General features: G+C 74.0%; 27 protein-coding genes and 1 pseudogene. 17 read left to right on the top strand and 11 right to left on the bottom strand.

The window, feature by feature from the left end; translation table 11 throughout:
* Positions 1-322: 322 nt before the first annotated feature.
* Positions 323-1,195 (top strand): SGNH/GDSL hydrolase family protein, encoded by an 873-nt coding sequence (locus ACZ4VF_RS00285; RefSeq protein ID WP_467922186.1) that lies wholly within the window; start codon positions 323-325, stop codon positions 1,193-1,195.
* A 25-nt stretch (positions 1,196-1,220) separates the two neighbouring features.
* On the opposite strand, the gene ACZ4VF_RS00280 is transcribed toward ACZ4VF_RS00285, so the two are convergent.
* Together ACZ4VF_RS00280 and uppS are read right to left on the bottom strand one after the other, a co-directional pair.
* Positions 1,221-2,696 carry an oxygenase MpaB family protein gene (locus ACZ4VF_RS00280; RefSeq protein ID WP_467922184.1) on the bottom strand — a complete coding sequence of 492 codons (1,476 nt, stop codon included), beginning with the start codon at positions 2,694-2,696 and terminating at the stop codon, positions 1,221-1,223.
* Positions 2,693-3,430 carry a polyprenyl diphosphate synthase gene (gene uppS / locus ACZ4VF_RS00275; protein WP_467922183.1) on the bottom strand — a complete coding sequence of 246 codons (738 nt, stop codon included), beginning with the start codon at positions 3,428-3,430 and terminating at the stop codon, positions 2,693-2,695. The genes ACZ4VF_RS00280 and uppS overlap by 4 nt, the downstream gene beginning before the upstream one ends.
* 326 nt (positions 3,431-3,756) lie before the next feature.
* On the opposite strand from uppS, the gene ACZ4VF_RS00270 reads away from it, so the two are divergent.
* Both ACZ4VF_RS00270 and ACZ4VF_RS00265 read left to right on the top strand, forming a co-directional pair.
* A complete protein-coding gene (locus ACZ4VF_RS00270) occupies positions 3,757-4,893 on the top strand; it encodes a serine hydrolase domain-containing protein (RefSeq protein ID WP_467923726.1) in 1,137 nt (378 codons plus the stop codon).
* Entirely contained in the window at positions 4,890-6,488 is a 1,599-nt protein-coding gene (locus tag ACZ4VF_RS00265; protein WP_467922182.1) for an alpha/beta hydrolase, read from the top strand. Before ACZ4VF_RS00270 ends, ACZ4VF_RS00265 begins: the two co-directional genes overlap by 4 nt.
* Here ACZ4VF_RS00265 and ACZ4VF_RS00260 read toward each other — a convergent pair.
* The gene (locus ACZ4VF_RS00260; protein WP_467922180.1) at positions 6,481-8,478 is read right to left on the bottom strand and encodes a glycosyltransferase; all 1,998 of its coding nucleotides are present in this window, start codon (positions 8,476-8,478) and stop codon (positions 6,481-6,483) included. The genes ACZ4VF_RS00265 and ACZ4VF_RS00260 overlap by 8 nt on opposite strands.
* Positions 8,479-8,635: 157 nt before the next feature.
* Here ACZ4VF_RS00260 and ACZ4VF_RS00255 point away from each other — a divergent pair, with 157 nt between their 5' ends.
* Positions 8,636-8,881: a hypothetical protein gene (locus ACZ4VF_RS00255; RefSeq protein WP_467922179.1), complete on the top strand. Its 246-nt coding sequence runs from the start codon at positions 8,636-8,638 to the stop codon at positions 8,879-8,881.
* A 244-nt stretch (positions 8,882-9,125) separates the two neighbouring features.
* Here the strand turns inward: ACZ4VF_RS00255 and ACZ4VF_RS00250 are convergent, their stop codons facing one another.
* A complete protein-coding gene (locus tag ACZ4VF_RS00250) occupies positions 9,126-9,866 on the bottom strand; it encodes a class I SAM-dependent methyltransferase (RefSeq protein ID WP_467922178.1) in 741 nt (246 codons plus the stop codon).
* Between the two features lie 296 nt (positions 9,867-10,162).
* Between ACZ4VF_RS00250 and ACZ4VF_RS00245 the strand changes: the two genes are divergently transcribed.
* Together ACZ4VF_RS00245 and ACZ4VF_RS00240 are read left to right on the top strand one after the other, a co-directional pair.
* Positions 10,163-10,717, top strand: a complete 555-nt coding sequence (locus ACZ4VF_RS00245) for a DoxX family protein (RefSeq protein ID WP_467923725.1) — start codon at positions 10,163-10,165, stop codon at positions 10,715-10,717.
* 706 nt (positions 10,718-11,423) lie between these two features.
* Complete coding sequence (locus tag ACZ4VF_RS00240) at positions 11,424-13,118, top strand: phosphodiester glycosidase family protein (RefSeq protein WP_467922176.1); 1,695 nt, start codon at positions 11,424-11,426, stop codon at positions 13,116-13,118.
* Positions 13,119-13,351: 233 nt separating this feature from the next.
* On the opposite strand, the gene ACZ4VF_RS00235 is transcribed toward ACZ4VF_RS00240, so the two are convergent.
* Positions 13,352-13,756, bottom strand: coding sequence for a hypothetical protein (locus ACZ4VF_RS00235; RefSeq protein ID WP_467922175.1), 405 nt, complete (start codon positions 13,754-13,756; stop codon positions 13,352-13,354).
* Positions 13,757-13,860: 104 nt separating this feature from the next.
* Complete coding sequence (locus ACZ4VF_RS00230; RefSeq protein ID WP_467922173.1) at positions 13,861-14,208, bottom strand: ArsR/SmtB family transcription factor; 348 nt, start codon at positions 14,206-14,208, stop codon at positions 13,861-13,863.
* A 121-nt stretch (positions 14,209-14,329) separates the two neighbouring features.
* On the opposite strand from ACZ4VF_RS00230, the gene ACZ4VF_RS00225 reads away from it, so the two are divergent.
* The 3 genes from ACZ4VF_RS00225 to ACZ4VF_RS00215 all read left to right on the top strand — a co-directional run bounded on the left by ACZ4VF_RS00225 (position 14,330) and on the right by ACZ4VF_RS00215 (position 17,692).
* Positions 14,330-15,814, top strand: coding sequence for an MFS transporter (locus ACZ4VF_RS00225; RefSeq protein ID WP_467922172.1), 1,485 nt, complete (start codon positions 14,330-14,332; stop codon positions 15,812-15,814).
* A gap of 255 nt (positions 15,815-16,069) precedes the next feature.
* Positions 16,070-17,056: an aldo/keto reductase gene (locus tag ACZ4VF_RS00220; RefSeq protein WP_467922171.1), complete on the top strand. Its 987-nt coding sequence runs from the start codon at positions 16,070-16,072 to the stop codon at positions 17,054-17,056.
* Between the two features lie 258 nt (positions 17,057-17,314).
* The gene (locus tag ACZ4VF_RS00215) at positions 17,315-17,692 is read left to right on the top strand and encodes a hypothetical protein (protein ID WP_467922169.1); all 378 of its coding nucleotides are present in this window, start codon (positions 17,315-17,317) and stop codon (positions 17,690-17,692) included.
* 39 nt (positions 17,693-17,731) lie between these two features.
* Here the strand turns inward: ACZ4VF_RS00215 and ACZ4VF_RS00210 are convergent, their stop codons facing one another.
* The 3 genes and pseudogenes from ACZ4VF_RS00210 to ACZ4VF_RS00200 form a co-directional block, all read right to left on the bottom strand.
* On the bottom strand, positions 17,732-18,262 hold the full coding sequence (locus tag ACZ4VF_RS00210) for a nitrilase-related carbon-nitrogen hydrolase (RefSeq protein WP_467922168.1): 531 nt from the start codon (positions 18,260-18,262) through the stop codon (positions 17,732-17,734).
* Between the two features lie 80 nt (positions 18,263-18,342).
* Positions 18,343-18,783 (bottom strand): annotated as a pseudogene (locus ACZ4VF_RS00205) (nitrilase-related carbon-nitrogen hydrolase); the annotation flags it as partial.
* A 165-nt stretch (positions 18,784-18,948) separates the two neighbouring features.
* Positions 18,949-19,188 carry a hypothetical protein gene (locus ACZ4VF_RS00200; RefSeq protein WP_467922167.1) on the bottom strand — a complete coding sequence of 80 codons (240 nt, stop codon included), beginning with the start codon at positions 19,186-19,188 and terminating at the stop codon, positions 18,949-18,951.
* Between the two features lie 182 nt (positions 19,189-19,370).
* Between ACZ4VF_RS00200 and ACZ4VF_RS00195 the strand changes: the two genes are divergently transcribed.
* The 7 genes from ACZ4VF_RS00195 (at position 19,371) to ACZ4VF_RS00165 (ending at position 23,366) form a co-directional block, all read left to right on the top strand.
* Positions 19,371-19,853 carry a carboxymuconolactone decarboxylase family protein gene (locus ACZ4VF_RS00195; RefSeq protein ID WP_467922165.1) on the top strand — a complete coding sequence of 161 codons (483 nt, stop codon included), beginning with the start codon at positions 19,371-19,373 and terminating at the stop codon, positions 19,851-19,853.
* A 75-nt stretch (positions 19,854-19,928) separates the two neighbouring features.
* A complete protein-coding gene (locus ACZ4VF_RS00190; RefSeq protein ID WP_467922164.1) occupies positions 19,929-20,321 on the top strand; it encodes a RidA family protein in 393 nt (130 codons plus the stop codon).
* Between the two features lie 695 nt (positions 20,322-21,016).
* Positions 21,017-21,097, top strand: coding sequence for a tryptorubin family RiPP precursor (locus ACZ4VF_RS00185; protein WP_467923724.1), 81 nt, complete (start codon positions 21,017-21,019; stop codon positions 21,095-21,097).
* Between the two features lie 118 nt (positions 21,098-21,215).
* Complete coding sequence (locus tag ACZ4VF_RS00180; protein ID WP_467922163.1) at positions 21,216-22,265, top strand: cytochrome P450; 1,050 nt, start codon at positions 21,216-21,218, stop codon at positions 22,263-22,265.
* A 78-nt stretch (positions 22,266-22,343) separates the two neighbouring features.
* Positions 22,344-22,904 (top strand): quercetin 2,3-dioxygenase, encoded by a 561-nt coding sequence (locus ACZ4VF_RS00175; protein ID WP_467922161.1) that lies wholly within the window; start codon positions 22,344-22,346, stop codon positions 22,902-22,904.
* Complete coding sequence (locus ACZ4VF_RS00170) at positions 22,886-23,041, top strand: DUF1427 family protein (RefSeq protein ID WP_467922160.1); 156 nt, start codon at positions 22,886-22,888, stop codon at positions 23,039-23,041. The genes ACZ4VF_RS00175 and ACZ4VF_RS00170 overlap by 19 nt, the downstream gene beginning before the upstream one ends.
* Positions 23,042-23,150: 109 nt before the next feature.
* Positions 23,151-23,366 (top strand): hypothetical protein, encoded by a 216-nt coding sequence (locus ACZ4VF_RS00165; protein WP_467922158.1) that lies wholly within the window; start codon positions 23,151-23,153, stop codon positions 23,364-23,366.
* Between the two features lie 105 nt (positions 23,367-23,471).
* On the opposite strand, the gene ACZ4VF_RS00160 is transcribed toward ACZ4VF_RS00165, so the two are convergent.
* On the bottom strand, positions 23,472-23,783 hold the full coding sequence (locus ACZ4VF_RS00160) for a hypothetical protein (protein ID WP_467922157.1): 312 nt from the start codon (positions 23,781-23,783) through the stop codon (positions 23,472-23,474).
* A gap of 44 nt (positions 23,784-23,827) precedes the next feature.
* Here ACZ4VF_RS00160 and ACZ4VF_RS00155 point away from each other — a divergent pair, with 44 nt between their 5' ends.
* A complete protein-coding gene (locus ACZ4VF_RS00155; protein WP_467922155.1) occupies positions 23,828-24,271 on the top strand; it encodes a MarR family winged helix-turn-helix transcriptional regulator in 444 nt (147 codons plus the stop codon).
* 6 nt (positions 24,272-24,277) lie between these two features.
* On the opposite strand, the gene ACZ4VF_RS00150 is transcribed toward ACZ4VF_RS00155, so the two are convergent.
* Positions 24,278-25,159: a DMT family transporter gene (locus tag ACZ4VF_RS00150; RefSeq protein ID WP_467922154.1), complete on the bottom strand. Its 882-nt coding sequence runs from the start codon at positions 25,157-25,159 to the stop codon at positions 24,278-24,280.
* Between the last annotated feature and the right edge of the window lie 65 nt (positions 25,160-25,224).

Here is a 25,224-nt window from a genome sequence, read left to right as displayed (position 1 = left end):
GTCCTGCTCTACGGGTGCCCCGGTTTCGCACGCACTATCAGGTGCGGTCCGACTTTCAAAGAACTTCTGTCGCCGCTGTTGACTCGGCGTGTCGGCGGCCTCACATTACCTAGCGGTAGTACCCCGCGGTAACCTCGCGGTTCACCCGGCCGCCACCTCGTGGCCCGCACGCCGTTCCGCTCGATCGAGCCACGCCGTCCCGCGCTCCCGCACGTCCGCTCCCGCACGCCCGCCCCACGGCACCGCCATGCCCACGACACCCTCATGCCCGAGCAGCCTCGGTGCCCGAGCCACCTCCATGCCCGAGAAGGGAGAGCACCACATGCCCATGCCCGCCCTGCGCCGAGTCCTCACCGCCGCCTCCGCGGCCGTCGGCGCACTGGCCCTCGGCCTTACCGCGGTCCCCGCCCAGGCCACGGCCACCCTCGACTACGCGGCCCTCGGCGACAGTTACAGCGCCGCCTCGGGCGTCCTCCCCGTCGACGTCACCAGCCCCCTCTGCCTGCGCTCCACGGCGAACTACCCCCACGTCATCGCCGCCCGGACCGCCGCACGGCTGACGGACGTCACCTGCGGGGCCGCCCGGACCAAGGACTTCACCGAGGCCCAGTACCCAGGCGTCGCCCCCCAGACGGACGCCCTCACCGAGGACACCGACCTGGTGACCCTCACCATCGGCGGGAACGACAACGGCACCTTCATCAACGCCGTGACCGCCTGCGGTACCGCGGGCGTCCTCAGCGGCGGCAAGGGCAGCCCCTGCAAGGACCGGTACGGCACGTCCTTCGACGACGAGATCGACGCCACCACCTACCCCGCGCTGAAGTCCGCGCTCCGCAGCGTGCGCGCCAAGGCCCCGCACGCCCGGGTGGCGGTGCTCGGCTACCCGTGGATCACGCCCGCCACCGCCGACCCGTCCTGCTTCGTCAGACTCCCCGTCGCCACCGGCGACGTGCCCTACCTGCACGCGCTGCAGGCACACCTCAACGCGGTGGTCCAGCGGGCCGCCGAGGAGACGGGGGCGACGTACGTGGACTTCGCCGAGGCCTCCACCGGGCACGACGCCTGCGAACCCGTCGGCACCCGGTGGATCGAGCCGCTCCTGTTCGGGCTGAACGTCGTCCCGGTCCACCCCAACGCCCTCGGGGAGCAGCGCATGGCCGAACGCACCCTGCGCGTCCTCGGCCTCGGCTGACCGCGCGGCCCGCCGAGGACCCGCCTCAGGCGTCGGCGAGCAGCGGGTCGTAGGGGGACGAGCGTTCCCGGCCCGCCATGAAGGCCAGGAAGTCCCGCACGAACGCGCCCCGCTCGTACGTGCCGTCCGCGTCGGTCCTGTCCCGCCGGAAGCCCCTGCGGAACAGGGCCCGGTACTCGTCCGCGTCGATGCGCTGGTCGTCGTTGGCGTCCGTGACGTCGAAGAGCACCTCCGCCACCCGGATCAGGGCGGGGCCCGCGAGCGACGGCACGGCCGCCGCGTACTCCGGGCCGCTGACCCGGCCGTCGCCGTCGGTGTCGAGAGCCGCCTGCAGCTCCCGCCACCAGCCGGCGAAGGCGTCGTAGAGCCGCGTCTCCTCCGGCTCGTCCAGATCGAGCCGGCCCGCGATCTCCCGGGCCATGGCGGCGAGGTCGGGCCAGTCCAGGTACCCGTCCCCGGTCTGGTCCAGCACCGCCGCGAAGAACTCCTCCGCGCCGCGCCGCGCGGTGCCTCCCGCATCGGGGTCCGGCTCCGGCGGAAGGGGAGTGATCAGCCGTACCAGGGCCCCCGCCCGCTTCATCCGGTCCCGCAGCGCACCGATCGTCCGGGCCCGGGGGTCGTCACCGTCGGGGGAGAGGGTGAGCAGGTCGGCGAGGGCCTCGGCGCGCAGCCAGCCGCTCGGCAGGAAACGGGCGAGGCCGACACCGAGGTACGCGCCCTGCATCAGGGTCTGTGCGCCGGGCACCTCCGGCAGCCCCGCCCGGCGGCGGAACGGCTCCGGAAGGGACGCCACGGTGACCACGCCGATCAGGGGTCCGGCGACGGCCCGTCCTGCCGCCCACAGGGTGGGCAGACCCTGCAGCAGCGGTGGCGCGGGCAGGTGGTCGAAGAGCCGGTACAGGATGACGCGCATCGCCTCCGTGTTCTCCAGCTCCTCCTCCACCACCCGGTCGTAGTACGGCCAGAACTCGTGCACCGTGGCGGGCAGATGGCGGGCGTCCCCCTCCAAGGCCGCGAGATACGCCTGGAACTCGGCGTACAGCCGCTCGATGTCCGTCTGCTCCAGCGGCTGTCCGCTGAGACGGCACATCGTGACGCTGCTCTCGAAGAGCGTCGCCACCACCCAGGCCCGCACCGCGGGATCCGTCGCGTCGTAGGACCTCTCGCGCGCGTCCGTGCCCCTGATCCGGGCGTGCAGCCGGTTGAGCCGCGCCGCCTCCTTGCGCCGTACCCCGTCGTCGGCCCCGAACATCCGCTGCAGGCTCACGACCGTGTTGCGCAGCCGCCGCCACGGGTGGGTCAGGAACGTGGAGTTGTCCACCAGGGCCGCGCCGACCTGCGGGTGCGCGGCCTCCAGCACCGTCGCCCGGACGACCGCCAGCGCCCAGCGCGGATCGTTGAAGAACGCCTCGAACCGGCTGCCCGGGCCGAAGAGCCGATCACCCCCGGCGCCGGAGGTGTCGCCGGTGTCGCCGGGCTCGTTGCGGGCCGTGTCCGTCACGGGTGTCGTTCTCCGTTCGTGTACGGCGTGACGCCGCCGAAGCGGCGGTCGCGCTGCTGATAGGTGTGCAGGCACTCCAGGAAGTGCGTCGCGCGGAAGTCCGGCCAGAGCACCGGCGGGAACATCCACTCCGCGTAGGCGACCTGCCAGAGCATGAAGTTGGAGATGCGCTGCTCCCCCGAGGTGCGGATGACGAGGTCGACGTCGGGTGTGTCGGGAAACGGCAGATGAGCGGCGAAGCTCCGCTCGTCCACGGCCTCGGCCGGCACCCCGCTGCGGATCAGGGAGCGGGCCGCCGCCACGATGTCCCGGCGCCCGCCGTGGTCGAACGCGACGGTCAGCGTCAAACCCCGGTTCTCGCCGGTCAGCGTCATCAGATCGGCGAAGTCCCGGGTCAGCGCCGGGGGAATACGCGGATCCGCGACGCCGAGGAACCGGCAGCGGATCCCGCGCGCGTGCAGCAACGCGGCGTGCTTGCGCACCACTCGGCGGACCAGCCGCATCAGGAAGTCGACCTCGGTGCTCGGGCGCTGCCAGTTCTCGGTGGAGAACGCGTACAGGCTCAGCCACTCCACGCCGGCCGTCCGCGCCGCCTCGATGACGTCGATCACCGTCGTCTCCGCGGCACGGTGACCCGACGTACGCGGCAACGACCGCCGTGCCGCCCAGCGGCCGTTCCCGTCCATCACGCACGCCACGTGCCGCGGCACACCGCGGGTTCCCCCAACCGTCACGCCTGCCCCCCAGCGGCACCGAGCCGAACCCTTCGTCCCGGCCACAGTGGCAGTTCCACGACCCGGAAACGGCGGGAGCGCCCGAGGTTCACCCTTGGCACTGCTGTCCGACCGTGCGACGGGCGGCCGGGCGGCCGGGCGGACACGGGGGTTCGCCTCCGGTCGCGCCCTGGGGCTGGCCCCCGCACCGGTCCGCCTGCCTGCCGGAGTGAGCGCGGCCCCGGCGGTGCCTAGCGTTCTGTCGCATGGCAAACCCGTTGAACCCGTTACCGACTTCCGCGTTCCGCCGTCGTACCGGCCTCACGGCCGTGGCCCTGGCCTGCCTGCTGACCGCCGCCCCGTCCGCGACGGCCGCGCAGCCGCCTCCGGCCGCTCCCCGCCCGTGCGGCCCCGACACGGCGCTGACCCGGTCCGTGCACCGCCTGGTGACGAGGGACCGGATCGCCGGCGCCGCCGTCCTGGTCACCGATGCCGGCCCGGGCGCCCCCTGCGCCCGCCGGACGGTGAGCGACGGCGTCGCCGATCTCGGCACCGGCCGCCCCATGAACAGCACCGACCGGCTGCGCGTCGGCAGCGTCACCAAGACGTTCACCGCGACGGTCGTCCTCCAGCTCGCCGCCGAACGACGGCTCTCCCTGGACGCGCCCGTCGAGCGCTACCTGCCGGGACTGATCCGCGCGGGCGGTCACGACGGCCGCCGGATCACCGTACGGCAGCTCCTCCAGCACACCAGCGGTCTGCCCGACTACCTCGAAGCCCCCGAGTGGGAGCACCCCGAAAGCGTGCGGTACCGCCACTTCGAACCGCGCCGGCTCATCGCCCGCGCCCTGATGCTGCCGCGCCCGGAACGCCCCTGGCACTACGCCACCACGAACTACCTCGTCGCCGGGCTGATCGTCCACGCGGTCACCGGCCACAGCCCGGAGACCGAGATCACCCGCCGCGTCATCGCACCCCTGGGCCTGCGCGACACGTACTGGCCGGGCGACGAGACCCGTATCCGTGGCCCGCACTCGCACAGCTACTTCACCGCGGAGGACGGCCGCCGGACCGACGGCACCGCCTGGAACACCTCCTTCGGCGGTGTCGGCGGCGCCCTGGTGTCCACACCCGCCGACCTGACCCGGTTCGCCACCGCGCTGTTCACCGGCCGGCTGCTGCCCGCACCCCAGCTCACCGAGATGCGCAGCACGGTGGCCGCCGACCCCGACCGGCTCTGGCCCGGCGCCCGCTACGGGCTCGGCCTGATCTCCTCACCGCTGTCCTGCGGCGGCCGCTGGTGGGGCCACGCGGGGACCGTGCCCGGCGGCCACCGCGCGCTGGTCGCCACCGGACCCGACGGCCGCACCGTCGCGGTCGCCCTGACCGAGGTGCCCACCACCCTCCGGGCCGAACAGGACTTCCTCGACGTCGTCGACACGGCCCTCTGCGAGGCCCCGTCCACCGAAAGGACCCCGGCATGACCCAGGTCACCTCCTCGCGCCGGCCCGCCTCCCGGGCCGCGGCAGCCGTCGCCCTGTCCCTCGCGGGCGCCCTGGCCCTGGGAGCCGCCCCCGCCTCGCCGGCCACGGCCCGGCCGGCCGCCGACCCCCTCGCCCGCTACCACCACCAGCACCTCCACTGGAAGAGCTGCCTGCTCGGCCCCGACGACACCACCGGCAGGGAACTCCAGCAGGCCGGCGCCCAATGCGCCGACGTCACCGTCCCGTTGGACTACGCCCGCCCCCACGGCCGTACCCTCACCGTCGCCGTCTCCCGGATACGGGCCACCGACACCGCCCACCGCGCCGGCGCGCTGCTGCTCAACAGCGGCGGCCCCGGCGGACAGACGATCGGCGATCCGCCGTGGGTGCGCAAGGCCATGAAGGACGTCGGCGCACGCTACGACGTGGTCGGTGTGGACCCCCGCTTCGTCGGCCGCAGCACCCCGCTGGACTGCCGCTGGCCCACCGGCACCATGATCCGCGGCGCCGGCACCGGCCGCGCCGGCTTCGACCGCATGGCCGCCTTCTCCGCGGACCTCGCCGAGCGCTGCCGCACCCACGCCGGTGACCTGCTGCCGTACGCCGGCACCCGGAACACCGCCCGCGACATGGACGTGATCCGCGCGGCGCTGGGCGAGCGCCGGATCTCCTACCTCGGCTACTCCTACGGCACCTACCTCGGCCAGGTCTACGCGACGATGTTCCCCCGGCACACCGGCCGGTTCGTCCTGGACGGCGTGGCCGACCCCGCCCGCTACAGCCCCCGGCTGCTGCGCGGCTCCGAGGCGGCCAACCGGCACGCCCTGCGCGGCTGGGCCGACTGGGCCGCCGCGCACGACGCGAGGTACCGGCTGGGACGCACCCCCGGCGCCGTGCTGAAGACGGTCGACGCGGTCCGCGCGGCCGCCGCCCGGACCCCCTTGCGCCTGGGCGGCCACCGGGTGGACGACCACGTCCTGCCCGTCATCGTGTTCAACGGGCTCTCCCAGGACAACCCCACGGCCTACGGCGACTTCGCCCAGGGCGTGCGGGAGCTGCGGCGCGCCGCCGCGGGCCGTGAGGTCACCCCGTCCCCGTGGCTGGCCTCGTTGCTGGACTTCGTGCTGACCGGCCGCGAATCCGCCTACGGCAGCGCGCAGACGGCCATCCTGTGCGGGGACGTGGCCGCACCCCGCGACCCGGAGACGTACTGGCGGGACCTGCGGCGCGCCGGAACGGCGGACCAGCTCTTCGCCCCCGTCACGAACGACATCAACGCGTGCGCCTTCTGGGACCCGCCGCGCGAACGCCCGACGACGATCCGCGACGACCTGCCGGCCCTGCTCGTCAACGCCACCGGTGATCCCCGCACCGTCTACCAGGGCGCGCGGGCGGTGCGCCGGAACTGGCCGAGCTCCCGCCTGGTCACCCTGCGCGGAGCCGACCAGCACGCGGTCTACGGCGTGTACGGCAGCACGTGCGTCGACACCGCCGTCAACACCTACCTCGCGACCGGCCGCCTGCCGGGCCGGGACCTGACCTGCCCGCGCCCCACCACGGCCGGGAACCAGGGCGGCGGTCCGTCGTCTACCTGAGACGCTGAGCGAGCGCCTTGACCAGGTCGGTCTTGGCGACCTTGAGGGCGAAGCGGTCGTCGCAACCGGGGAGGGGGCGGGCGTACCAGGGCAGTGCCAGCCGCCGCCACTTGGCGGGGGCCAGGTCCGCGGGAAGCGCGGGCAGGGGCAGGACCCAGGGGCCGAGCCGCAGCTCCCCGGTCCAGACGCCGGCCGGGAGGGCGCCGACCGGCACGGCGACGCGGAAGGCGCCGCCGGGGGAGTCGGGGCGGACCGGGAAGGAGACGGTGCTGCCCGCGCCGTCCTCCAGGGCGAGGACGAGGGTGTCCTCCGGGTGTCCGGCGGCGTCGAACCGGCCGCTGACGAGCAGCGTCGTGGGGGCGCCGTCGGCCCAGCGGATGTCCTCGTCGACGTGCAGGAGCCGCAGCACCCGGTGCTTGTTCTCGCCGATGTCGAGCGTGAAGTTGCCGTACGGCTTGGTGGTGTACAGGGTGACGGCGCGCAGGCCCTCGCCGGCGGCGACGATCCGCGTCTCGGCGTCTCCGGAGACGCCGTCGGCGCGCTTGCTGCCGATCCGCACCTCCTTGGTGAGCCCCTGGGCGCCGACGGCCAGGGAGATGTCCCACAGCCCGTCGGCGAGCGGCTTGCCGTCGGCGGCGGTCGCGATGTCGACGGTCGCCTCGAACCCGGCGAGGTCGTACACGTACCGGCCCTCGTCCTGGCCCGCTCCGAGCCCCGGGGTCGCGGTGTGCGTGACCGGAAGCCGGTACTCGGTCCCGCTGTCGCGTTCCCGCAGGACCAGTTCGGTGGTGACGTCGCGGGTCTCCACCCGGTGCAGGTACCCGTGCCCGGCCAGGCGGAGCACGCCGCCCGTCATCTCGGCGCGGCCGACGTGGTGGCGGACGCCGAGCTGGGCGGTGACGTCGTAGCAGACGTCGGGGATCGCGCGCTCGGGGTCGCGCAGGAACGGGTACCGGGCGAGCGCCCGGCCACCGTCCACGAGGACGGGCGTGGCGACCTTCGTCCGGGCCAACTGCTTCTCGAACTCCACGAGTTCCAGCAGCTCGTCCAGCATGCGGTGGCGTACGAGGTGCAGCCGCAGCCGGGCCATGGCCGAGAGCCGCTCGTTCATCCCGTCGTGCCACAACGGCTCGATGATCTCGGCCAGCCGGTCCAGCGTCTTGTGCTGGCTCTCGCGGGGCTCGTGGACCAGGTGGTACGCCAGCAACTGCTGGACCTCCACCGTCAGGTGACGGTGCGCCAGGTGGTCGCGGCCCGGACCCGGAGGCACGTTCGTCAGGATCAGCTCGACCATGCGGGGCAGGAACCGCAGCCGCCGCTCGGAGCCCTTGAGCCGACGGGTGATGTTGCCCTCGTCCTCGCGCTGCACCCAGTACAGGCAGTCGTAGTCGGCGACCACGGAGATGCCCGAGGCGTGCAGATAGGCGGCGCCGACGAACAACTGGTCCTCGCCGATGGCGAGGTCGGTGGGGAAGCGCAGCCCGTGGCGCTCCAGCAGCTCCCGGCGGAACAGCTTCATCGGGTTGAGCGTCCAGTACACCCGGGACGAGAACACGTCCGTGCGCGGCTGGTTGCGCCGGAACATCGACGTCGGCGCGCCACGGCCGCCGACCCCGACCATCTTGCCGAGCACGACGTCGGTGCCGTTCTCCTCGGCCATCGCCACCATGCGTTCCAGCGCCTCGGGGCCGAGGCTGTCGTCGGCGTCCAGGAAGAACACGAACGTGCCGGTGGCGTGGTCGAGTCCCGCGTTGCGCGGAGCCGACGGGCCGCCCGAGTTCTCCTGCCGGAAGACGCGCAGCATGGTCGGGTAGACGCCCTGGAGACGCTCCAGCTCCGCGGCCGTGCCGTCGGTCGAACCGTCGTCGACGACGATGACCTCGATGCGGTCACGGCCGATGCTCTGCTCGGCGACGGAGGTGATGCACTGGGTCAGGTACGGCATGGCGTTGTACGCGGCTATGACGACCGAGACAGTGGCACCGGGCATGAATGTGAGCTCCCCATTACCGGGCGGCCCCGGGACGGCTTCGAGTTTTCCGTGAACCTATCACGGACAAAATGTGTCACCGTGGCGGATGCCCGGTGAAGTGCCGCTTGGCCCGGACACCGGCGGCACGCCGGTGTCCGGGGATAGGGTCGGCGTCGTGAGCGGGACACGAAAGCGCGCGCGGCGGGTGGCGGACGCGGAGAAGGCGGCTGCCGCCGCGGCGTTCCTCGAGGGCCAGGAAATCACGCGCACCCAGTGCGTGCAGTGCTATTCGGAGATCGCCGGGGTCAACGGCCGCTACGCCTGCGGGAACTGCGGATGGGTGAACCCGTGGACGGAGGGGCACAAGCCGCTGCCGACGGCGGAGGACGATGTGCAGGCGGGGGAGTGCGCCCAGGGCTGACCGCCGGACGGTGCGGTGCCTCGCGGGTGTACCCGGGTGCCACCGGGCCTCCGTCACGCTCGGCAGGGACGGCCGTGGTACGCGCCGGCCGGCAGCCGCCCCGATCCGCCGTCGGATCCGGGTGGCCGGCCGCCCGGCAGAGGCCGCGCCACCGCGCAGGCCCCGTCGTTCCTGCCTCTCCCGCCGTTCACGCCGCCCCCTCCTCCGGCGCCGCGCCCACCGCCGACCGCGCGGTCCGCCGGGGTCAGGCGTGCGTCGTGAGGATCATGTACGGGGCGGTCCTGGTCTCCGCCGGGGCCCCTGCGGCGGAGCCGTCGGCCGGGAGGGTGGGCAGGTCCACGTCGGGGGAGGGGAAGCCGGCCCCGGTGAGCAGGGAACGGTACCGGTCGAGGGAGCGGTAGTACGTGGTGCTGGTCATCGTGGAGCCGTCGCGCAGCCGCAGTCGCGTGGCCACGGTGTCGCCGTCGCCGTACACGGTGTCCGGTTCGCCGTGGCGCAGGGTGGAGAAGGCCACGCCGGTCGCCGCCGGGTTGAGGTCCGCCAGGACGTACGGGGCGCCGGGGCGCAGCACCCGGCGGATCTCGGCGGTGAGGCCGGCCAGCCGGTCGTCGTCCGGGTCGGTGCAGTACACCAGGCAGCACACGGCGGCATCGACACTGGCGTCGGCGAGCCAGTCGAGTACCCGGCCGTCGAAGAGGCGGTACGAGACGCGGGGGTGCGGCCGGTCGGTCCGGGCGATGTCCAGCATGTCCGCGGAGGGGTCGAGCCCCTGGACCGTCCACGCGCCGGTCCCCGCGAGCAGCGCCGCGACCGCGCCGGTGCCGCACCCGACGTCCAGGGCCAGCCGGCCGGGGGCCGGGCTGCCGGCGAGCCGTTCCAGTACCGCGGGGAAGACGAGCGTCTCGGCCAGCCGCATGTCGCGGCCCCGGTAGGCGTCGGCCGCGGCGGTGCCGTCCCAGTCGAGGGCGTCTCCGTCGGCGATCAAGGTCGCTGCCTCCTGCGGGTGAAGCCGGGCCCGGACGAGGGAAGCGGGGGCTCCCCCGGCAGCCTGGCACACGGCGGGGCCCGGGGGCCGGCGCCACGGCGAGATCCGGTCGGCCGTGCGTCCGGCGCGCACGCCCGGGCTCTCCGCCGCCCGGATGCAGGACACCGCCCGCGGCGGAAGGATCGGAACGGAGGGCGCCCACGACGTCGCCGGGCCGCCCGCCACCGGTCGCTCGGTGCCCGGCCGAGCTGGGGGACACGCCCGTCCGGCGTTCCGACCGGAGCGAGACCATGATGATGAAGCGCATTCCGAACCGTTCCGCGCGTCCGGTGCCACCGGCGGCGCAGCCCGGCGCCGCCGAGCCCCTCCTGACCGCCGCCGACTGCGGTCTGCTGGTCCTCCGGCTGACGGTGGGTCTGATCATGGCCGGGCACGGGGCTCAGAAGGTCTTCGGCCTCTTCGGAGGCGGCGGCCTGACGGCGACCGGCAAGGCCTTCGCGTCCCTGGGTTTCCGCCCGGGAAGGCTCTTCGCCTTGATCGGAGGCCTGTCCGAGCTGCTCGGTGGCCTCGGACTGGCCCTTGGGCTGCTGACCCCGCTGGCCGCCGCCGCCCTGATCGGCGTCATGATCAACGCGATGGCCACGGTCACCGCCGTCCACGGGCTGTGGGACGAGGACGGCGGTGTGGAGTACAACCTCTGCATCGCGGCCGCGGCCCTGGCGGTCGCCGCCGTCGGTCCGGGCCGCCTGGCCGTCGACCGCTTCTTCCCGTGGGGGAGGGGCGGCTGGGGAGCGGCCGCCGTGGCCCTCCTCCTGGGCGGTCTCGGGGCCGCGCTCACGCTCGCCCTCTGAAGCGTGAACCGCCGGGTGGGGCACGGTGCCGTACGGCTGGTTCCCGCCCGGCCCCGGTGCTCCGGCGATCCCGCGCCGTACGCGACGCCGGCCGTGGCGTCGACGGCGGCCGGGGCGGTGGCGGAAGTCCGGTACGGGGCAGCGGAACCCAGGTCAAGCGGTGACCGGTGGCGGGGGCCCGCACCGAGCCCCCGGCGGCCGAGCCGGGCGCCGGGGGCGTTGAAGTGTGACCGGCGGGTGGGGCACGGTGCCGTACGGCTGGTTTCCGGCCCGGCCCCGGTGCTCCGGCGATCCCGCGCCGTACGCGACGCCGGCCGGGGTGGTGGCGGAAGCCTGGCACAGGGCAGCGGAACCCAGGTAAAGCGGTGACCGGCGGCCGAGCCGGGCGCCGCGTTGCCGGGGTGCGGTGCGGACACGTGGGCACCGGCGGCCCGGGCCGCCCCGTGCGCGACGACGCCGACGACCGGGCACGTTCTCGCTGCCCGGCGGGGGAGGGATCCCGGACACGGACCGACGCTCCCTGGACGAAAGTCGTCGGCCGAGGCCCCGCCGAGTTCACATCGCTGTGGGGATTACGTATGTTCGCGCAGCGGTGGGCGTCACCTGCGGAGGGTGGAGTGGCACCGCCGGTGCCCGGGTGTGCGTCCCGGGCCGCCGCAGGGTGTGCCGGGCCGGCTGCCCCCGACCGTTCGTGAGGTGCATGGAGATGCGTCGTCCCCTCGTCCGGGCCGCCGAACGGCGGTCCGCGCGCGTCCGCACGAGGCTCGCGACGACCCTCGTGCTCGCCCTGACGGTCCCGGCCCTGCTGCCCGGCCCGGCGGAGGCGCGCCCCGCCCGCGCCGCGGTGGCGGGGTGGCGGACGACGGCCACCGTGGAAAGGCCGCAGGCGGCCGGGCAGCGGAGGACGGTGACCGAGCGCTGGACGACGCGGACCCTGGCCCCCGGCGTCACGGTACGCACCGGTGTCCTCCGGCACCCCGGCGTCGAGCACGCCTGGACGGTCACCGTGCAGGCCCCGGCCGACACCCGGTGGACCACGGACGATCCGGACGCGCCCCTCACCTGGGCCGAGGTCGCCCCCCGCGCCTGGGCCGAGGACACGGCGCGCGCGCTGACCCGGGCGGGCCTCACGCCCCGCGTGGAGAGCGTGCAGTGGCCGGACTACGCCGACACACCGCACGGGTCGATGGGACAGCGGGTGCGTGTCGGCCGCTTCGCCACCCAGCAGGAGGCGAGGACCACCGCGTCGGCGGTCACCGCGGCCGGGTTCCACCCCACTGTCTCCTGGACCGGATACGACGTCCAGGAACCGGCCGACCGGGAGAACGTCCATGTGGCGGTGATCGACCCCAAGACCTTTCGCGGACGGGTCGAGGCCACCCACGACGGCAACGTGGCGCAGCGGGAGACCACCTCCGCGGTGGCGCGGAAACTGAACTCGCTGGTCGGGGTCAACGGCGGCTTCTTCGTGCTGTCACCGGGCGACGGTGTGCCCGGCACCATGTCCGGGATCGGCGCCTACCAGGGGGAGCTGGAGTCGATGGCGGTCGGCTCCCGTTCCGCCCTGCTCATCCAGGACGGCGGTCACGACATCCGGATCGCCGACCTGACCAGCACCGTCACCGCCCGGGCAGGCAAAGCCGCATACGCCGTCCAGGGTGTCAACCGGGTGCCCGGCACGGTCCGGGACTGCGGCCGCCCCGGCAGCACGCCCAGCGAACTGCCCTGGCAGGACGTGACCTGCCGGCTGGCCGACGACATGGTCCGGTTCACCGACGCCTTCCGGACCGGCCTGCCGACCGGTCCCGGAGTGCAGGCCGTGCTGAGCGCGTCCGGCCGGGTGGTCTCCGTCGGCGCGCGCGGCGGTCGCGTACCCGAGGGCGGGTGCGTCCTGCAGGGCATCGGCCGGGCGGCCGACTGGCTGACGGCGCACGCCGAGCCGTACGGCCGCATCGGCCTCGGTGAGGTCGTCCGCACGACGGAGGGCCGGCGTGTCGTGCTCGACGCCGGCGACTCCCTCGTGAGCGCGGCCCCGACGCTGGTCGAGGACGGTCGCGTCGACATCGACGCCGCCGCCGAAGGCGTGGTCGACCCCGAGTACACCTCCTTCGGGTACGCCTGGGCCGATGTCCGTCAGCCGCGCACCCTGGCGGGTGTCGACAGGCGGGGCCGGCTGATCCTCGCGACGGTGGACGGACGGCTGAAGAACGGCAGCGAGGGCTTCACCCTCCACGAGGCCGCCGTGTTCATGAAGTCGCTCGGCGCCGTCCAGGCGATGAACCTCGACGGCGGCGGCTCCACCGCGATGGCCGTCCACGGCACCCTCGTCAACCACCCGTCCGACGCCGCCGGCGAACGCGCGGTCGGAGACACCGTCCAGGTCCTGCCCGCGGATCACTGACGACCGCCTGTCCCCGCCCGCCCGCCTGCCGCCCGTGACATCCGCACAGCACGGGGTCGTCCGCCCGGAACCGCCCCCGGTCAGCGCGTGCAGGCCTGCGCCGCCGCGCTCCTGCGGCTCACGGGGGGAGTCCCGGACGCTGCCGCGCCGGGTGACGGCCGGACCCGGATCAGTCGCCGCCAGCCGGGCCGCGCGGCCCGGACGCCGCAGGCTCCCCACCGTGTCCGGAAGGCCTACGGGGCGAGCGCTGCGGGGCGGGGGGCCTGGGTCTGGGTGCCGGGGGCGCAGATGGCCACGGCCCAGAACTCGATGGTGCGCGTGGAGCTGGTGTTCCGGGCCACCGCGTGCCACCCGTCCGTGGTGGGCGAGTTCGTTCGCACCATGAGGTCGATGACACCCCCGTCGAAGGCGTTGTAGCCACCGCCCGTGGGCACCTGCCCGGGTGGGCAGGTGGCTTCGGAGCTGCCGGTCCCGCCGGGTGGGATCACGGCGTGTCCGCCGTCGGCCCACGTGTAGTCCTCGGCCCGCGGGGTTGTTCCCTTGCCGCCCGGCTGGTCGGCCGCGCCCCGGGCGGCGGCCGTTCCGCCCGGGGCGAGCACCGCGAGGGTGACCAGGGCGGGGATGGCGAACCTTCTCATCGGGACCCTTCCTCTCGTACGAGGGACGACAACCCCGATATGCCCTCTGTGCGAACGGGGCTGTCTCCCCCTCACACGTCCGGAGCAGGCCCCGCAGGGGCCGGTCACCTGATCGCGGTGCCCGGGGCGTTCTCCAGGGCCTCGTCGGCGGCGGCCCCCGCGAGGACGGCGTCCAGCAGTCCGGGGTAACGCGCGTCGAGGTCCTCGCGCCGCAGGGACAGCAGGTTCTCCCTGCCGGAGGGGTGCTGCCAGATGACGCCGCTCTCGCGCAGCACGCGCCAGTGGTGCGTCATCGTCGACTTGGCGGTGATGCCGAGGAGTTGCAGCACGCTCCCGCAGTTGTGCTCCCCGCCCGCGTCCAGGATGCGGATGACGGCGAGCCGTACGGGACTGCCCAGCGCGGACAGCACGCTCTCGATCCGGATCTGGTCGCGGTCGGGGTGACGGCTCATGGTTCCAACGTACCGCGACATACATACCGATGGTCTCACTGTACGTGGATTGCCGAACAATGGATCGTACGTAAGAATGCGTACGATCGTACTGACACCGGACCCGAAAGGGGTCACTGCCATGCCCGATTCCGCTTCCTTAGGCGCCCGTTCCGATCTCGCGGGCGGTCCCCCACGCCGTCTGGGCCGGACCCTGACCCTGCTGGCCCTGGCCCAGGTGCTGTACAGCCTCGACCTGAACATCGTGTTCGTGGCACTGCCCGAGATCGGCGAGGACCTGGGGTTCCCCGGGCAGACCCAGCAGCTGGTGGTCAGCGCCTACGTCGTCTTCGCCGGCGGCTTCCTGCTGTTCGGCGGGCGCGCGGCCGATCTGCTGGGCCGCCGCAGGATGTTCGTCCTCGCCGTCTCCCTGTACGCCCTGTCCTCGCTCGCCGGCGGCCTCGCCCCCAGCCGCGGGATCATCATCGCGGCCCGCGCGGTGCAGGGGATCGCCGGAGCACTCCTGCTGCCCTCCACCCTCGCGCTGATCAACACCCTCTTCGAGGAAGGGCCCAGGCGGAACCGCGCCCTGGCCGTCTGGAGCGGCGCCGGGGCCAGCGGCCTGACCCTCGGCGCCCTGCTCGGCGGCGTCCTCACCGAGCACTTCGGCTGGCCCTCGGTCTTCTACGTCAACGTGCCCCTGGGGGGCCTCATCGCCCTGTGCGCGCTGTTCGTCATCCCGCGCGACCCGGCCCGCACCACGCGCCGCACGTTCGACCTGCCCGGCTCCCTCACCGTCACCGGTGGTGCCACCCTGCTGGTGTTCGCCCTGGTCGAAGGTCCCGAACGGGGCTGGGCCGACGGCCTCGTGGCGGGGGCGTTCCTCCTCGCCGCCCTCCTGCTCGCGCTGTTCGCCGTCATCGAGAAGCGCAGCGGCGACCCGTTGATGCCGTTCCGGCTGTTCGCCAACCGGAGCCTGACCGTCGGGACGCTCGTCACCTTCCTGTACATGGCGACCTTCGGCGTGCTGCCGTACTTCCTCACCGTCCTGATGCAGAGCGTGCACGGCTACAGCGCCCTGCGGACCGGCCTCGGCTTCCTGATCCCGTCGCTCGCGATCGCCGCCGGTACCCAGCTCGGAGAGCGGTTCGCCGGCAGGAAGGGCACCCGCGCCACCCTGGTCACCGGCTTCGTCATCGGCGTGCTCGGCACGGCCGTCCTCGCCTTCGGCTTCGACGCCGACGCGGGCTACGGCCTGCTGGTGCCCGGCCTGGTCGTGTCCGGCGTCGGCCAGGGCATCGTCTGGACCGCGATGTGGATCGCCGCCTCCACCGGCACCGCCCCGCAGGAACAGGGCGTGGCCAACGGCGTCGCCTCCACCGCCCTGAACCTCGGCAACGCCATCGGCCTGGCGGTCTTCACCGCGATCGCCGACATCGGCACCGAAGGCAAGGCCGGCGAGGCGCTCCGGACCGCCACGGCCGACGGCGAGTTCCTGGTGGTGCTGCTCACCGCGGCGGGCATGGTCGTCGGTCTGCTCGTCACGCTCCTGCTGAGGCGTCAGCCGGCACCCGCGGCCGCGGCGGCTCCCGTCCCGGACGGCGAGGAGCACCTCGCGGCCCGCTGATCCCGGCTGTGGGCGGGACGGGCAAGGAGGGGCGGGGCGGGGGTGAGGAACGACGGCGAGGCGAGGCGAGGTGAGGGGAGGAGGGGACAGCACAAGCGGGTCGAGACGCCGCCGCCCGCGCGCCGCCACGTCCGCCCGGTGCGGCCTGCACGCCGCCCCGTCCGCCCGGTGCCGCCCGGCCGTCGGTTTGACATGGAGCGCGCTCCAAGACCTAGCGTCCAGGGAAACGGTTCGACCAGCTCAGGAGGCAGCGACATGACCGACGTCCCCACCCGGTATCTCGGCGGACTGGCGGTGTCCGCCCAGGGACTCGGCTGCATGGGCATGAGCCACGGCTACGGGGCCTCGGACGACGCGCAGTCGATCGCCACGCTGAACCGCGCCCTCGACCTGGGCGTGACCCTCCTCGACACCGCCGACTTCTACGGCGCGGGACACAACGAGGAACTGATCGGCCGGGCCGTCGCCGGGCGGCGCGAGGAGGTGGTGCTGGCCACGAAGTTCGGCTTCGCCAACCGTCTGGGCGAGCCCACCCTGATCCGGGGCGACGCCGCCTACGTCCGGCAGGCCTGCGACGCCTCGCTGCGCCGGCTCGGCGTCGACCACATCGACCTCTACTACCAGCACCGGGTCGACCCGCGGGTACCGATCGAGGAGACCGTCGGTGCCATGGCCGAGCTGGTGCGCGCAGGCAAGGTCCGTCACCTGGGGCTGTCCGAGGCCGGCGCGCAGACCGTCCGGCGGGCGCACGCGGTGCACCCGATCTCCGCGCTGCAGAGCGAGTGGTCGTTGTGGACCCGGGACCTGGAGGCGGAGATCGTTCCGGTCTGCCGTGAGCTGGGCATCGGCCTGGTCCCGTTCTCGCCGCTCGGACGCGGTTTCCTGACGGGCCGTTACGGCTCGCTCGACGCGATGGCGGAGACCGACGTGCGGCGCAGCCAGCCGAGGTTCGCCGACGGCAACCTGGAACGGAACCTGGCGATCGTCGCGAAGCTGAACGAGCTGGCCGCCGCCAAGTCCGTCACCGCCGGCCAGCTCGCCCTGGCCTGGGTGCAGCACCGGGGCGACGACGTGGTGCCGATCCCCGGCACCCGCAGGCAGCGGTACCTGGAGGAGAACCTCGGGGCGCTGGCCGTCGAGCTGACCGCCGAGGACCTCGCCGCGATCGAGGCCGCCGCCCCGCCGGAGCAGATCGCCGGCAGCCGGTACGACGCGAACAGCCTCGCCTTCGTCAACCGCTGACCCCACTTGGGCGTGCCACGGAGCGGGCCGTCGGCTGCGGGGCCACGCTGGGTACACGGCATATCCCGCCGTCACCCATCGGAGGAGCGGATGCGCAGACCCGACGCACCACCCGTCATCGCCACGAGGGAGGCACACGCGATGGGCCCAAGGCACTCGACGCGCCCAGGACACCCGCTGAGTCACAGCCACCCCGAGCCCTCGACGTCCCCGACACCCCCGACGCATGCGGCGCCCCCGACGCACTCGATGCGCTCGATGCGCTCGATCGGCAGAGGCACGGCCGCAGCTCTGGCGGGAGCCGCGGTGCTGTGCCTCTGGGCCCCGGCCCAGGCCGTCGCCGGCCCGGGCCGGGCCGTGGCCGGTCCCGGCGCCGTCCGGTCCTCGGCCGCTTACTGCGGACCGGACAAGGCCACCGGGCTGGCGGTCTGGGCCGACCCGGCGGACTCCTGCGCCACCGCCCTGCAGGTGGCGAGCGCCTACGCCAAGGCCCGGTCCGGCACGGCACGTGCACCCGTCACGGTCCGCACCGACAGCGGCACGTGGACGTGCCAGGAGCGTCAGGGCGACCCGAACCCCTACCAGGAGTGCCTCGACACCGGTGACAGCGCCCGCCGGGTCATCCTCTCCTCCTGATCCGCACCCCGGAAGCCTCCTGATCCCTGCCCGTGCCGGTCAGCCGGCGTGCACGAGGGTGCGGGCCGCTTCGTCCACGTGCAGGGTGAAGACGTCGGGGCGCGCGTAGTGGCCGGTGGCGTCGAAGTCGAACCGGGCGCGGGCGAGGTCGTCGAGGTCGAGTTCGACGGTCGGGATGCCCTCGCCGTCGCGCAGCGGACCGGCGAGCACCTCGCCGAGCGGGGAGACGACGACCGAGCCGCCGCCGGTCAAGACGGTGTCGGGTGCGTCGCCCTGGACGGGGTGGACGTCGGGGGGCAGCGCGTCGCGGCGCAGGTACTGGCCGGCGCCGAGGGCGAAGCACCGGCCCTCCAGGGCGATGTGCCGCATGGTGGCCTGCCAGGAGTCCCGGTCGTCCACCGTCGGGGCGCACCACAGGTCGACGCCCTTGGCGTACATCGCCGTACGGGACAACGGCATGTAGTTCTCCCAGCAGATACCGGCACCGAGGCGGGCGGTGCCGGTGTCGACGACCGGGAGGGTGGAGCCGTCGCCCTGGCCCCACAGGTGGCGTTCCGCGCCCGTCGGCACGAGTGCGCGGGGTGCAGGCCCAGGTAGCCGTCGGGGCCGAAGAACACCGCCACGCAGGAGAGGGTCCCGCCCTGCCGCTCGACGGCGCCGACGACGGCGTGGCAGCCGAGATCCCGCGTGACGGCGGCCAGGGTGTCGACCTCGGGGCCGGGGACGTCGATGGCGGCGGCGTGGTAGCGGCGGAACGGCTCACGGCCGGGCGGGGTCCGGCTGCCGACGGTGACGCCGAAGTACAGGCCCTTGGGGTAGCCGCCGAGGAACGCCTCGGGAAGGACGACGACCTCGGCGCCCCGGCCGGCGACGGCCACCCGGACGAGTTCCTCGGCGCGGACCAGGGCGGCCGGCGTGTCGAACAGCGGAGCGGACGCCTGGACGACGGCGGCGGTCACGGTACGCCGGGCCGGGGAGCGGCGACCGTCGAGGGGGACACGGGGGACCCGGGGGACACGGCGGACCCCGGGGAGGTGGGGGACGCGGGGGACGCGGGGGACACGGGGGCTGGGCTCGGCGGGGTCATGCATCAAGGTCAGGAACGCGGTCGGTCATCGAACAAGCCCATGTACGCACGCCACCGTGACGGCCGCCCCGGCCCCCCGCCGGCTCCGCCGCCTCGTCCGCGCCACCGAGCCGCCCGCCCCGGAACACCGCCGGACGGCCTGTCGTGACGTCGGCACCGTGGTGCCCGGTCACTGCGCCGGATCCTCCTCCGCGCGCCGGACCGCGTTCTTCACGGCCTGCTCCAGATCGTGCCGTGACATCCCCTCGCGCGCCGACTGTTCGGTCACCGCGGCCTGGAACGCCTCGGACGCCCGCCGCCAGGCCTGCCACTGGGCGTCGTACTCGTCACCGCACAGGCCGGCCAGTCTGGCGCGCTCCGCCTCGGTGGAACGTTCCAGCCTGAGCAGTTCGTCTGGAATGTCTGTCATACCTGGATGCTATGCAGGGTGTCATCGAGCCGCCCGTCCACGCTTCTCCCGGGCGCGCGCCGGGTGCTCGGCCTTCACCTTGGGGCGGACCGTGGCGCCGGAGGCCGGGCGCGATGTCCGGAAGCGCCGGATCGTGCCGTGATACTTTCGCGTTCAACAAAGTGCACCCGGAGGGGTCCAGGTTGACCAGTCCCGACCCGGCCGGCGCCCCGCGGCGGATCTTCATCGACAAGCAGAGCCCGAAGGCGTACCACGCCCTGGTGCAGACGTCCGAGGCGGTCCGTGCGGTCGCCGCCGAAGCGGGCCTGGACCGCGTCCTGGTGGAACTGGTGAACCTCCGTGTCTCGCAGCTCAACGGCTGCGCCTACTGCCTGCACCTGCACACCCGCGCCGCGCTGCGGGCCGGGGACACCCCGCAGCGCCTCGGCGTGCTCGCCGCCTGGCGCGACACCGAGCTCTTCACCCCCGCCGAACGTGCCGCCCTGGCCCTCGCCGAGGCGACCACGGCGGCGTCCGACGGCGCCGCACAGGACGCCGCCTGCGCGGCGGCGCGGGACGTGCTGACCGAGGACCAGATATCGGCGGTGGTCTGGGTGGCCGTCACGATCAACGCGTTCAACCGGGTCTCGATCATGAGCCGCCACCCGGTGCGGGCGGAAGGGTGAGGGGGCGGCTTGGCGGCTTCCGCGCGAGCCGGCCTCCGACGTTCGGCGCGCGACGGAGCGACTAACGTTCGGCGCATGACGGAACGACGCGCGATACTCAGCGGCTCCCCCTTCGAGGACCAGATCGGTTACGCCCGCGCCGTGGTCGACGGGGAGTGGGTGCATGTCTCCGGGACCACCGGGTTCGACTACGCCGCCATGACCATCTCCGACGACGTGGTGGAGCAGGCCGAGCAGTGCCTGTGGAACATCGGGACCGCCCTGGCCGAGGCGGGGTGCGGCTTCGCCGATGTGGTGCGGGTGCGCTACATGCTGCCGGACCGCGCCGACTTCGAGCCCTGCTGGCCGGTGCTGCGCCGCTGTTTCGGCGAGGTCCGCCCGGCCGCCACCATGATGGAGTGCGGCCTCGCCGACCCCCGCATGAAGATCGAGATCGAGGTCTACGCCCGCCGCCCCACCGTGGGCTGAACCACGCCACGCCCGGGGGCGGAGCCGCTCCCGGGTCCGGACCACCCGCGGCCCCCTGTGTGCACCGCGGGACAGAGGCGCAACCCCGACGCGCGAGCCGCCCACCGCGACGACGCCCCTTCCGAGAGGCCACCTCGGGTTGCCCGGCGCGCCATGCCGTCCATGCCGCCCATGCCGTCCATGCCGCCCATGCCGTCCGTCCATGCCGCCCATGCCGTCCATGCCGCCTGTGCCGTCCATGCCGCCCGTGCCGTCCGTGCCGTCCGTGCCGGAAGAGTCGGGGCCGTCGGACGCCTTCCGTCGGGGCGGGGCGGCCTCGTTCGGCGGGAATGATCGCGGCGGTGCCTATCCGGCCAATGTGGCGCGGCCCTGTCCGTCGGACCCGGCGTGGCGGCTGTCCGCTCCCGGTCACCGGCCGTCCGGCATCCGGGCGGTCACCGCCGCCCGTCACCAGCGCGTGAGGTCCCGGAGCCGGTCCGGCTCCCGCCCGTCCCGTCGACGCGTCAAACCGGAGCGCCGATGACCGGCGAAAGTCCGAAACCGCCCGCACGGCAGCGCTTTTGAAGCCCCTGGTGATTAACAGGTGAACGGTCACGGGAAGGTTCCGGTGCGTCGCCGACACGTGATCTTCGCCGGCCCGTCCGGACCGACGCGTGTCATCCGTCCGCTCCCGAGTCCCGAGGGGAGGTGCAGTGATGAAGCTCCTTTTCGCCCTTCGCAACCGCGTTGCCGCCACCAAGAGCCTCAAGGCCAACGCCTGGTACCTCTGGTACTGATGCGCGCATCACCACATGCGCCGACATCGTTGTCCGGCCGTACCGCTACGTGGTCCGGCCGGGCATCGGTGTCCCGTCGCCCCTTCCCCCGCAGTCCCCGCCCCGTACCGGAGCAGCCATGCCGCCGTCCTCCCTCGCGCGTCCGCGCGCCACCGTGTTCGCCCCACGGCTCGCCGCGCTCCTCGACGACCACCTGGGCCGGGACGTCTTCCGCCTCGAACCCGACACCGTCGGCGTCGCGGGGCACGAGGTCGCCGACCGCATCCTGGCCGCACGCCGGGCCACCGAGACCGAGCGCCCCACCTTCAAGCCGCTGCACGGCCGTTCCATCACCCGCACCGAGGCCTCGGCGGTCACCCGCACCATCGGCAACGACGTACGCGATGCCCTGGCCGGGCCCCGGCCGGAGTCCGTGGACCTCGCGGGCCCCTGGCCGCTGACCGGACACCTCTTCCTACGCGACCTGATACTCGGTCAGGACCCGCGCCGCCTGCGCATGCTGATGAGCCGGAACCTCGAACTCACCCCGAAGCTGACGTGGTCGGTGATCGCGGTCGGCGCCGCATTGCCAGGCTGGCCCCGGCCGGACGCCCGGCTCACCGGCCTCGGGAACCGCGCGGCGCGGGCGCGGGGCTACCAGGAGCGGCGCTACGCCATGGGCCTGTACCGCAGGGCCGCGGCCCCCGTGTGCTTCACCGTCTCCACGCTCGTGGCCAACGCCCTCTGGCTCGGCTCGCCGTTCGACGACGGCACCCCCAACCGGAACATCATCCTGGAGTCGCTGCGACTCCTGCCGCCCTCGTGGAACATTCTGCGCAACGCCTCACCCGAGTACCCGGCCGTCGACGGCCGCATCGGCGAGCGGGACGACATCCTGCTGCTGCCGCTGCTGTCGCATCGGGACCCCGCCCTGTGGGACGACCCCGATGCCTTCCGGCCGGAACGCTGGGACCGCCTGGACCCCGACACCACTCCGGGCTACCTGCCCTTCGGACACTCCTCGGAGCGCTGCTGGGGGCGGCACATGGTCATGCCGCTGGCCGAACTGCTGCTGGACCTGGTCCGCGACTCCGGGCTGGTGGTGGATCCCGGCCAGCGGGTGGGCCGGGTGCCGCTGCTGGGGCTGCTGGGCGTGGAGGAGGTGCGGCTCACGCGGCCGCGCCGGTGAGGGCCGGCCGGGGGAGCCGCCAGCCACGCAGTAATGTCAGGTAGCCTGACATTACTGCGTCGGAACCGGAGGCCCCGCATGACCATCGAGTACGCCACCCGCCACCGCGCCCGCTCCTTCATCCCGCCGGAGCCGGGCACGCCCTACTTCGTCGAGAAGGGCCTGGGCGACCGCGCGCACCTCTTCGGCGACCTCGTCACCATCTACGCGGGCGGCGAGCAGACCGAGAACACCTTCAACTTCTTCACCTGCGAGGGCCCGAAGGGGGAGCTGATCCCCGCCCACTCCCACGCGGACACCTACGAGGTCTTCTTCATCACCCAGGGCGCCGTGCGGCTCTTCGTGGAGGACCTGGCGGGGGAGCAGTACGAGAAGCTGCTCACACCCGGGGACTTCGGCTTCGTCCCGAAGAACTGCCCCCACGCCTACCGCATGGAACGCCACCACTCACAGGTCGTCGGCGTCGCCGCCGGACCCGGCGGCACCTTCGAGCGGTTCTTCGAGACCCTCGGCACACCGGCCGACGAACTCGGGTTGCCGGCCCAGCCGTTCGTCCCCGACCCGGACAGGTTCGCGACCGTGCCCGGACAGTACGACGTCCGCTTCCTGCCCGGCCACCGGTGGCACACCGGGAACTGACGGCCGTACCGTACGTCGACGCGCTGTCGGCGGGGGTCCTGGCCGGCACCCTCTACGCACCGCTGCGGGTCGCATCACCGGCGCACCGCCCCGTCGCCCTGTTCGGTCTGCTCGGCATGACGCCGGAGCCGCGGTGAGCCGGCCGGCGGACTCCGGGCGGCGAGCCGGTGCCGCCCGGCCTCCGCGCCGCCGGTCCCGCCGTCACCGCGGGTGCTCCGACGGCGCCGCCCGCCCGGCCCTCGGCCTGTGCTCGCCCGCACCGCCCCTGCCGATCTGGCCGGGCCGCGGGACCGTCCCGGACGGTTCGGCCTCTTCGCCTCGCCGCTCCTCCCCGGCATCGACGGCGCCCTCGCCGGGATCGCCCACGCCTTCGACCCGCTCCACGCCGACGGCGTCGTACCGGAGCCCCACAACCACCGCGTCCACCTCGGTGACCCGCGCCCACGGCGTCCACCTCGGTGACCCGCGCCCGGAACCCGTCCTCGCCGGGCCGAACCGGCGCCGGGCCGAACCGGCGCCGGGCCGAACCGGCGCAGGGCCGTGTCACCCGGTACGAGTCCACCGGCCTCACACCCCCCTAGCCGAGGACCACCCACCGGGCCGCTCCGGCCCGCACGCCCCCGCCACCATCGAGGCCCTGCCGCCCGGTCCGGCCCCCGCCGACGTCCCGCAGGCACCGCCGTTCCCGGTCCGGTACGGCACCCGGGACGAGCTGGTCCCCGCGCCCGGGGCGAGCGGCTCGTGCGAGCCCAGCGGGCCGAGCGGGTCCCGGTCGACCACGACGTGCCCGTAGCCGGCGCGGACCACCTGTGGGCGGGACTCGCGGAGGGCGGGGTCGAGCGGTGCTCCGCCGGGACGGCCGCGTTCCTCGCCCGTCACCGCGCCGGAGGATAATCACCGGGTCCCCGATCGTCCGAGGAGCCATGAGTCATCGCGCCGCCAACCTGCCCCAGCTGCTGTCCGAGGCCCGCCGCTGGTTCGAGGAGGCCCTGTTCGCCAGCATGGAGGCGGCGGGTGAGCAGCCCGTGACGACCGCGCAGGCCTCCGTGTTCGCGATGCTCGACGCCGAGGGCACCACCATCTCCGAACTGGCCCGGCGGACCGGCGTCACCCGGCAGACGACCCATCAGGCGGTGCACGGACTGATCGGCATGGGGCTGCTGGAACAGGTGCCCGACCCCGGGTCCGCACGCCGGCGCCTGATCCGGACCACCGCGGAGGGCCGGCGTGTGCACGAGCGGGCCCAGGCCACCATCACGGTGATCGAGTCGGCCCTGGTCGAGCGCATCGGGCCGGGCCCGGCCCGCGCCCTGCGCGACGCGCTGACCTCCGACTGGGGTGCGCCCCCGCTCGTCGCCGCCCCTTGAACCGCCTCACGTCGCGGGCTGCCGCTCCTCCGCCGGAACCGGCAGCACGACGATGCGCTGGACGGCCCGGCTCAGGACCAGCACACCTCCGATGATCAGCAGGGCACCGCACACCTCCGGAACGAGCCACCAGCCGGTGCGGATCCGCTCCTCGAAGAGGGTGATGCCCAGGGCCAGGCTCACCACCGCGTCGCCGATGGTCAGCGCGGGCTGCGCCGCGGCCAGCGGACCGGCCTGCAGCGCGTTCTCCAGCAGGAGCACGGCACAGACGCCGGCGAGCGCGAAGCCGTACGTCTGCCAGGACCGCAGGAACGCCGTGAAACCCTCGTCGGAGAAGGTGCCGCTGGCCGACTTCAGCAGGGCGGCGGTCAGGGCGTTGCCCGTCGCGGAGGCGGTGGCCAGCAGCGCGGCGCGCCGGGCCGGCGGACGTCCCCGGCCCGCCAGGAGAACGGCCACGGCCATGACTGCGGCACACAGGCACACGGCCGGGATCCACCGGTCGAGGGGCGCCTGGTCGGTCGCGCCGTGCGGAGCCGCCGCGACGAGCAGCACCGCGAGGCCCGCCACGCAGCCGCCGACACCCCACCAGCCCGAGGGCGGCAGCCGCCGGTGCATCAAGGGCGCGGCGACGAGCAGCGCGAACGGCAGCTCCAGGATGAACAGCGGCTGGACCAGCGCGAGCGGGCCGTTGACGAGGGCGAGGCTCTGGAACAGCGCGGCGCAGATCACACCGGCCATGCCGATCATCCAGAACGGCCGGCGCACCAGCTCCGCGAGCAGCCGGACCCCGCCGCGGCTGCTGGCCGAGGCGGCCTTGCGCTGGAACGCGGTGCCCACGGCGTTGCTCGCCGCTCCCGCGACGGCGAACGCCGCGGCCAGTTCGATCACGACCATCTCCCGCCTGCCGGCAGACCTCCGGGAGGAGGATCGGGTCCCTTCAGCCTACGAAAGGC

This window comes from Streptomyces sp. NPDC029151 (genome assembly GCF_055564315.1).
Note: the sequence above shows the minus strand (reverse complement) of the source record. Positions and strands in the feature narration are given on the sequence as shown.

What these genes read in the sequence shown, in the direction of transcription:
- ACZ4VF_RS00190 (WP_467922164.1), top strand. Translation starts at nt 19,929, where the DNA reads ATGACGGAACGACGCGCGATACTCAGCGGCTCCCCCTTCGAGGACCAG.
- ACZ4VF_RS00265 (WP_467922182.1), top strand. Translation starts at nt 4,890, where the DNA reads ATGACCCAGGTCACCTCCTCGCGCCGGCCCGCCTCCCGGGCCGCGGCA.
- ACZ4VF_RS00230 (WP_467922173.1), bottom strand. Translation starts at nt 14,208, where the DNA reads ATGAGCCGTCACCCCGACCGCGACCAGATCCGGATCGAGAGCGTGCTG.
- ACZ4VF_RS00220 (WP_467922171.1), top strand. Translation starts at nt 16,070, where the DNA reads ATGACCGACGTCCCCACCCGGTATCTCGGCGGACTGGCGGTGTCCGCC.
- ACZ4VF_RS00260 (WP_467922180.1), bottom strand. Translation starts at nt 8,478, where the DNA reads ATGCCCGGTGCCACTGTCTCGGTCGTCATAGCCGCGTACAACGCCATG.
- ACZ4VF_RS00200 (WP_467922167.1), bottom strand. Translation starts at nt 19,188, where the DNA reads ATGACAGACATTCCAGACGAACTGCTCAGGCTGGAACGTTCCACCGAG.
- ACZ4VF_RS00185 (WP_467923724.1), top strand. Translation starts at nt 21,017, where the DNA reads ATGAAGCTCCTTTTCGCCCTTCGCAACCGCGTTGCCGCCACCAAGAGC.
- ACZ4VF_RS00175 (WP_467922161.1), top strand. Translation starts at nt 22,344, where the DNA reads ATGACCATCGAGTACGCCACCCGCCACCGCGCCCGCTCCTTCATCCCG.
- ACZ4VF_RS00180 (WP_467922163.1), top strand. Translation starts at nt 21,216, where the DNA reads ATGCCGCCGTCCTCCCTCGCGCGTCCGCGCGCCACCGTGTTCGCCCCA.
- ACZ4VF_RS00245 (WP_467923725.1), top strand. Translation starts at nt 10,163, where the DNA reads ATGAAGCGCATTCCGAACCGTTCCGCGCGTCCGGTGCCACCGGCGGCG.
- ACZ4VF_RS00225 (WP_467922172.1), top strand. Translation starts at nt 14,330, where the DNA reads ATGCCCGATTCCGCTTCCTTAGGCGCCCGTTCCGATCTCGCGGGCGGT.
- ACZ4VF_RS00240 (WP_467922176.1), top strand. Translation starts at nt 11,424, where the DNA reads ATGCGTCGTCCCCTCGTCCGGGCCGCCGAACGGCGGTCCGCGCGCGTC.
- ACZ4VF_RS00285 (WP_467922186.1), top strand. Translation starts at nt 323, where the DNA reads ATGCCCATGCCCGCCCTGCGCCGAGTCCTCACCGCCGCCTCCGCGGCC.
- ACZ4VF_RS00155 (WP_467922155.1), top strand. Translation starts at nt 23,828, where the DNA reads ATGAGTCATCGCGCCGCCAACCTGCCCCAGCTGCTGTCCGAGGCCCGC.
- ACZ4VF_RS00235 (WP_467922175.1), bottom strand. Translation starts at nt 13,756, where the DNA reads ATGAGAAGGTTCGCCATCCCCGCCCTGGTCACCCTCGCGGTGCTCGCC.
- ACZ4VF_RS00215 (WP_467922169.1), top strand. Translation starts at nt 17,315, where the DNA reads ATGCGCTCGATCGGCAGAGGCACGGCCGCAGCTCTGGCGGGAGCCGCG.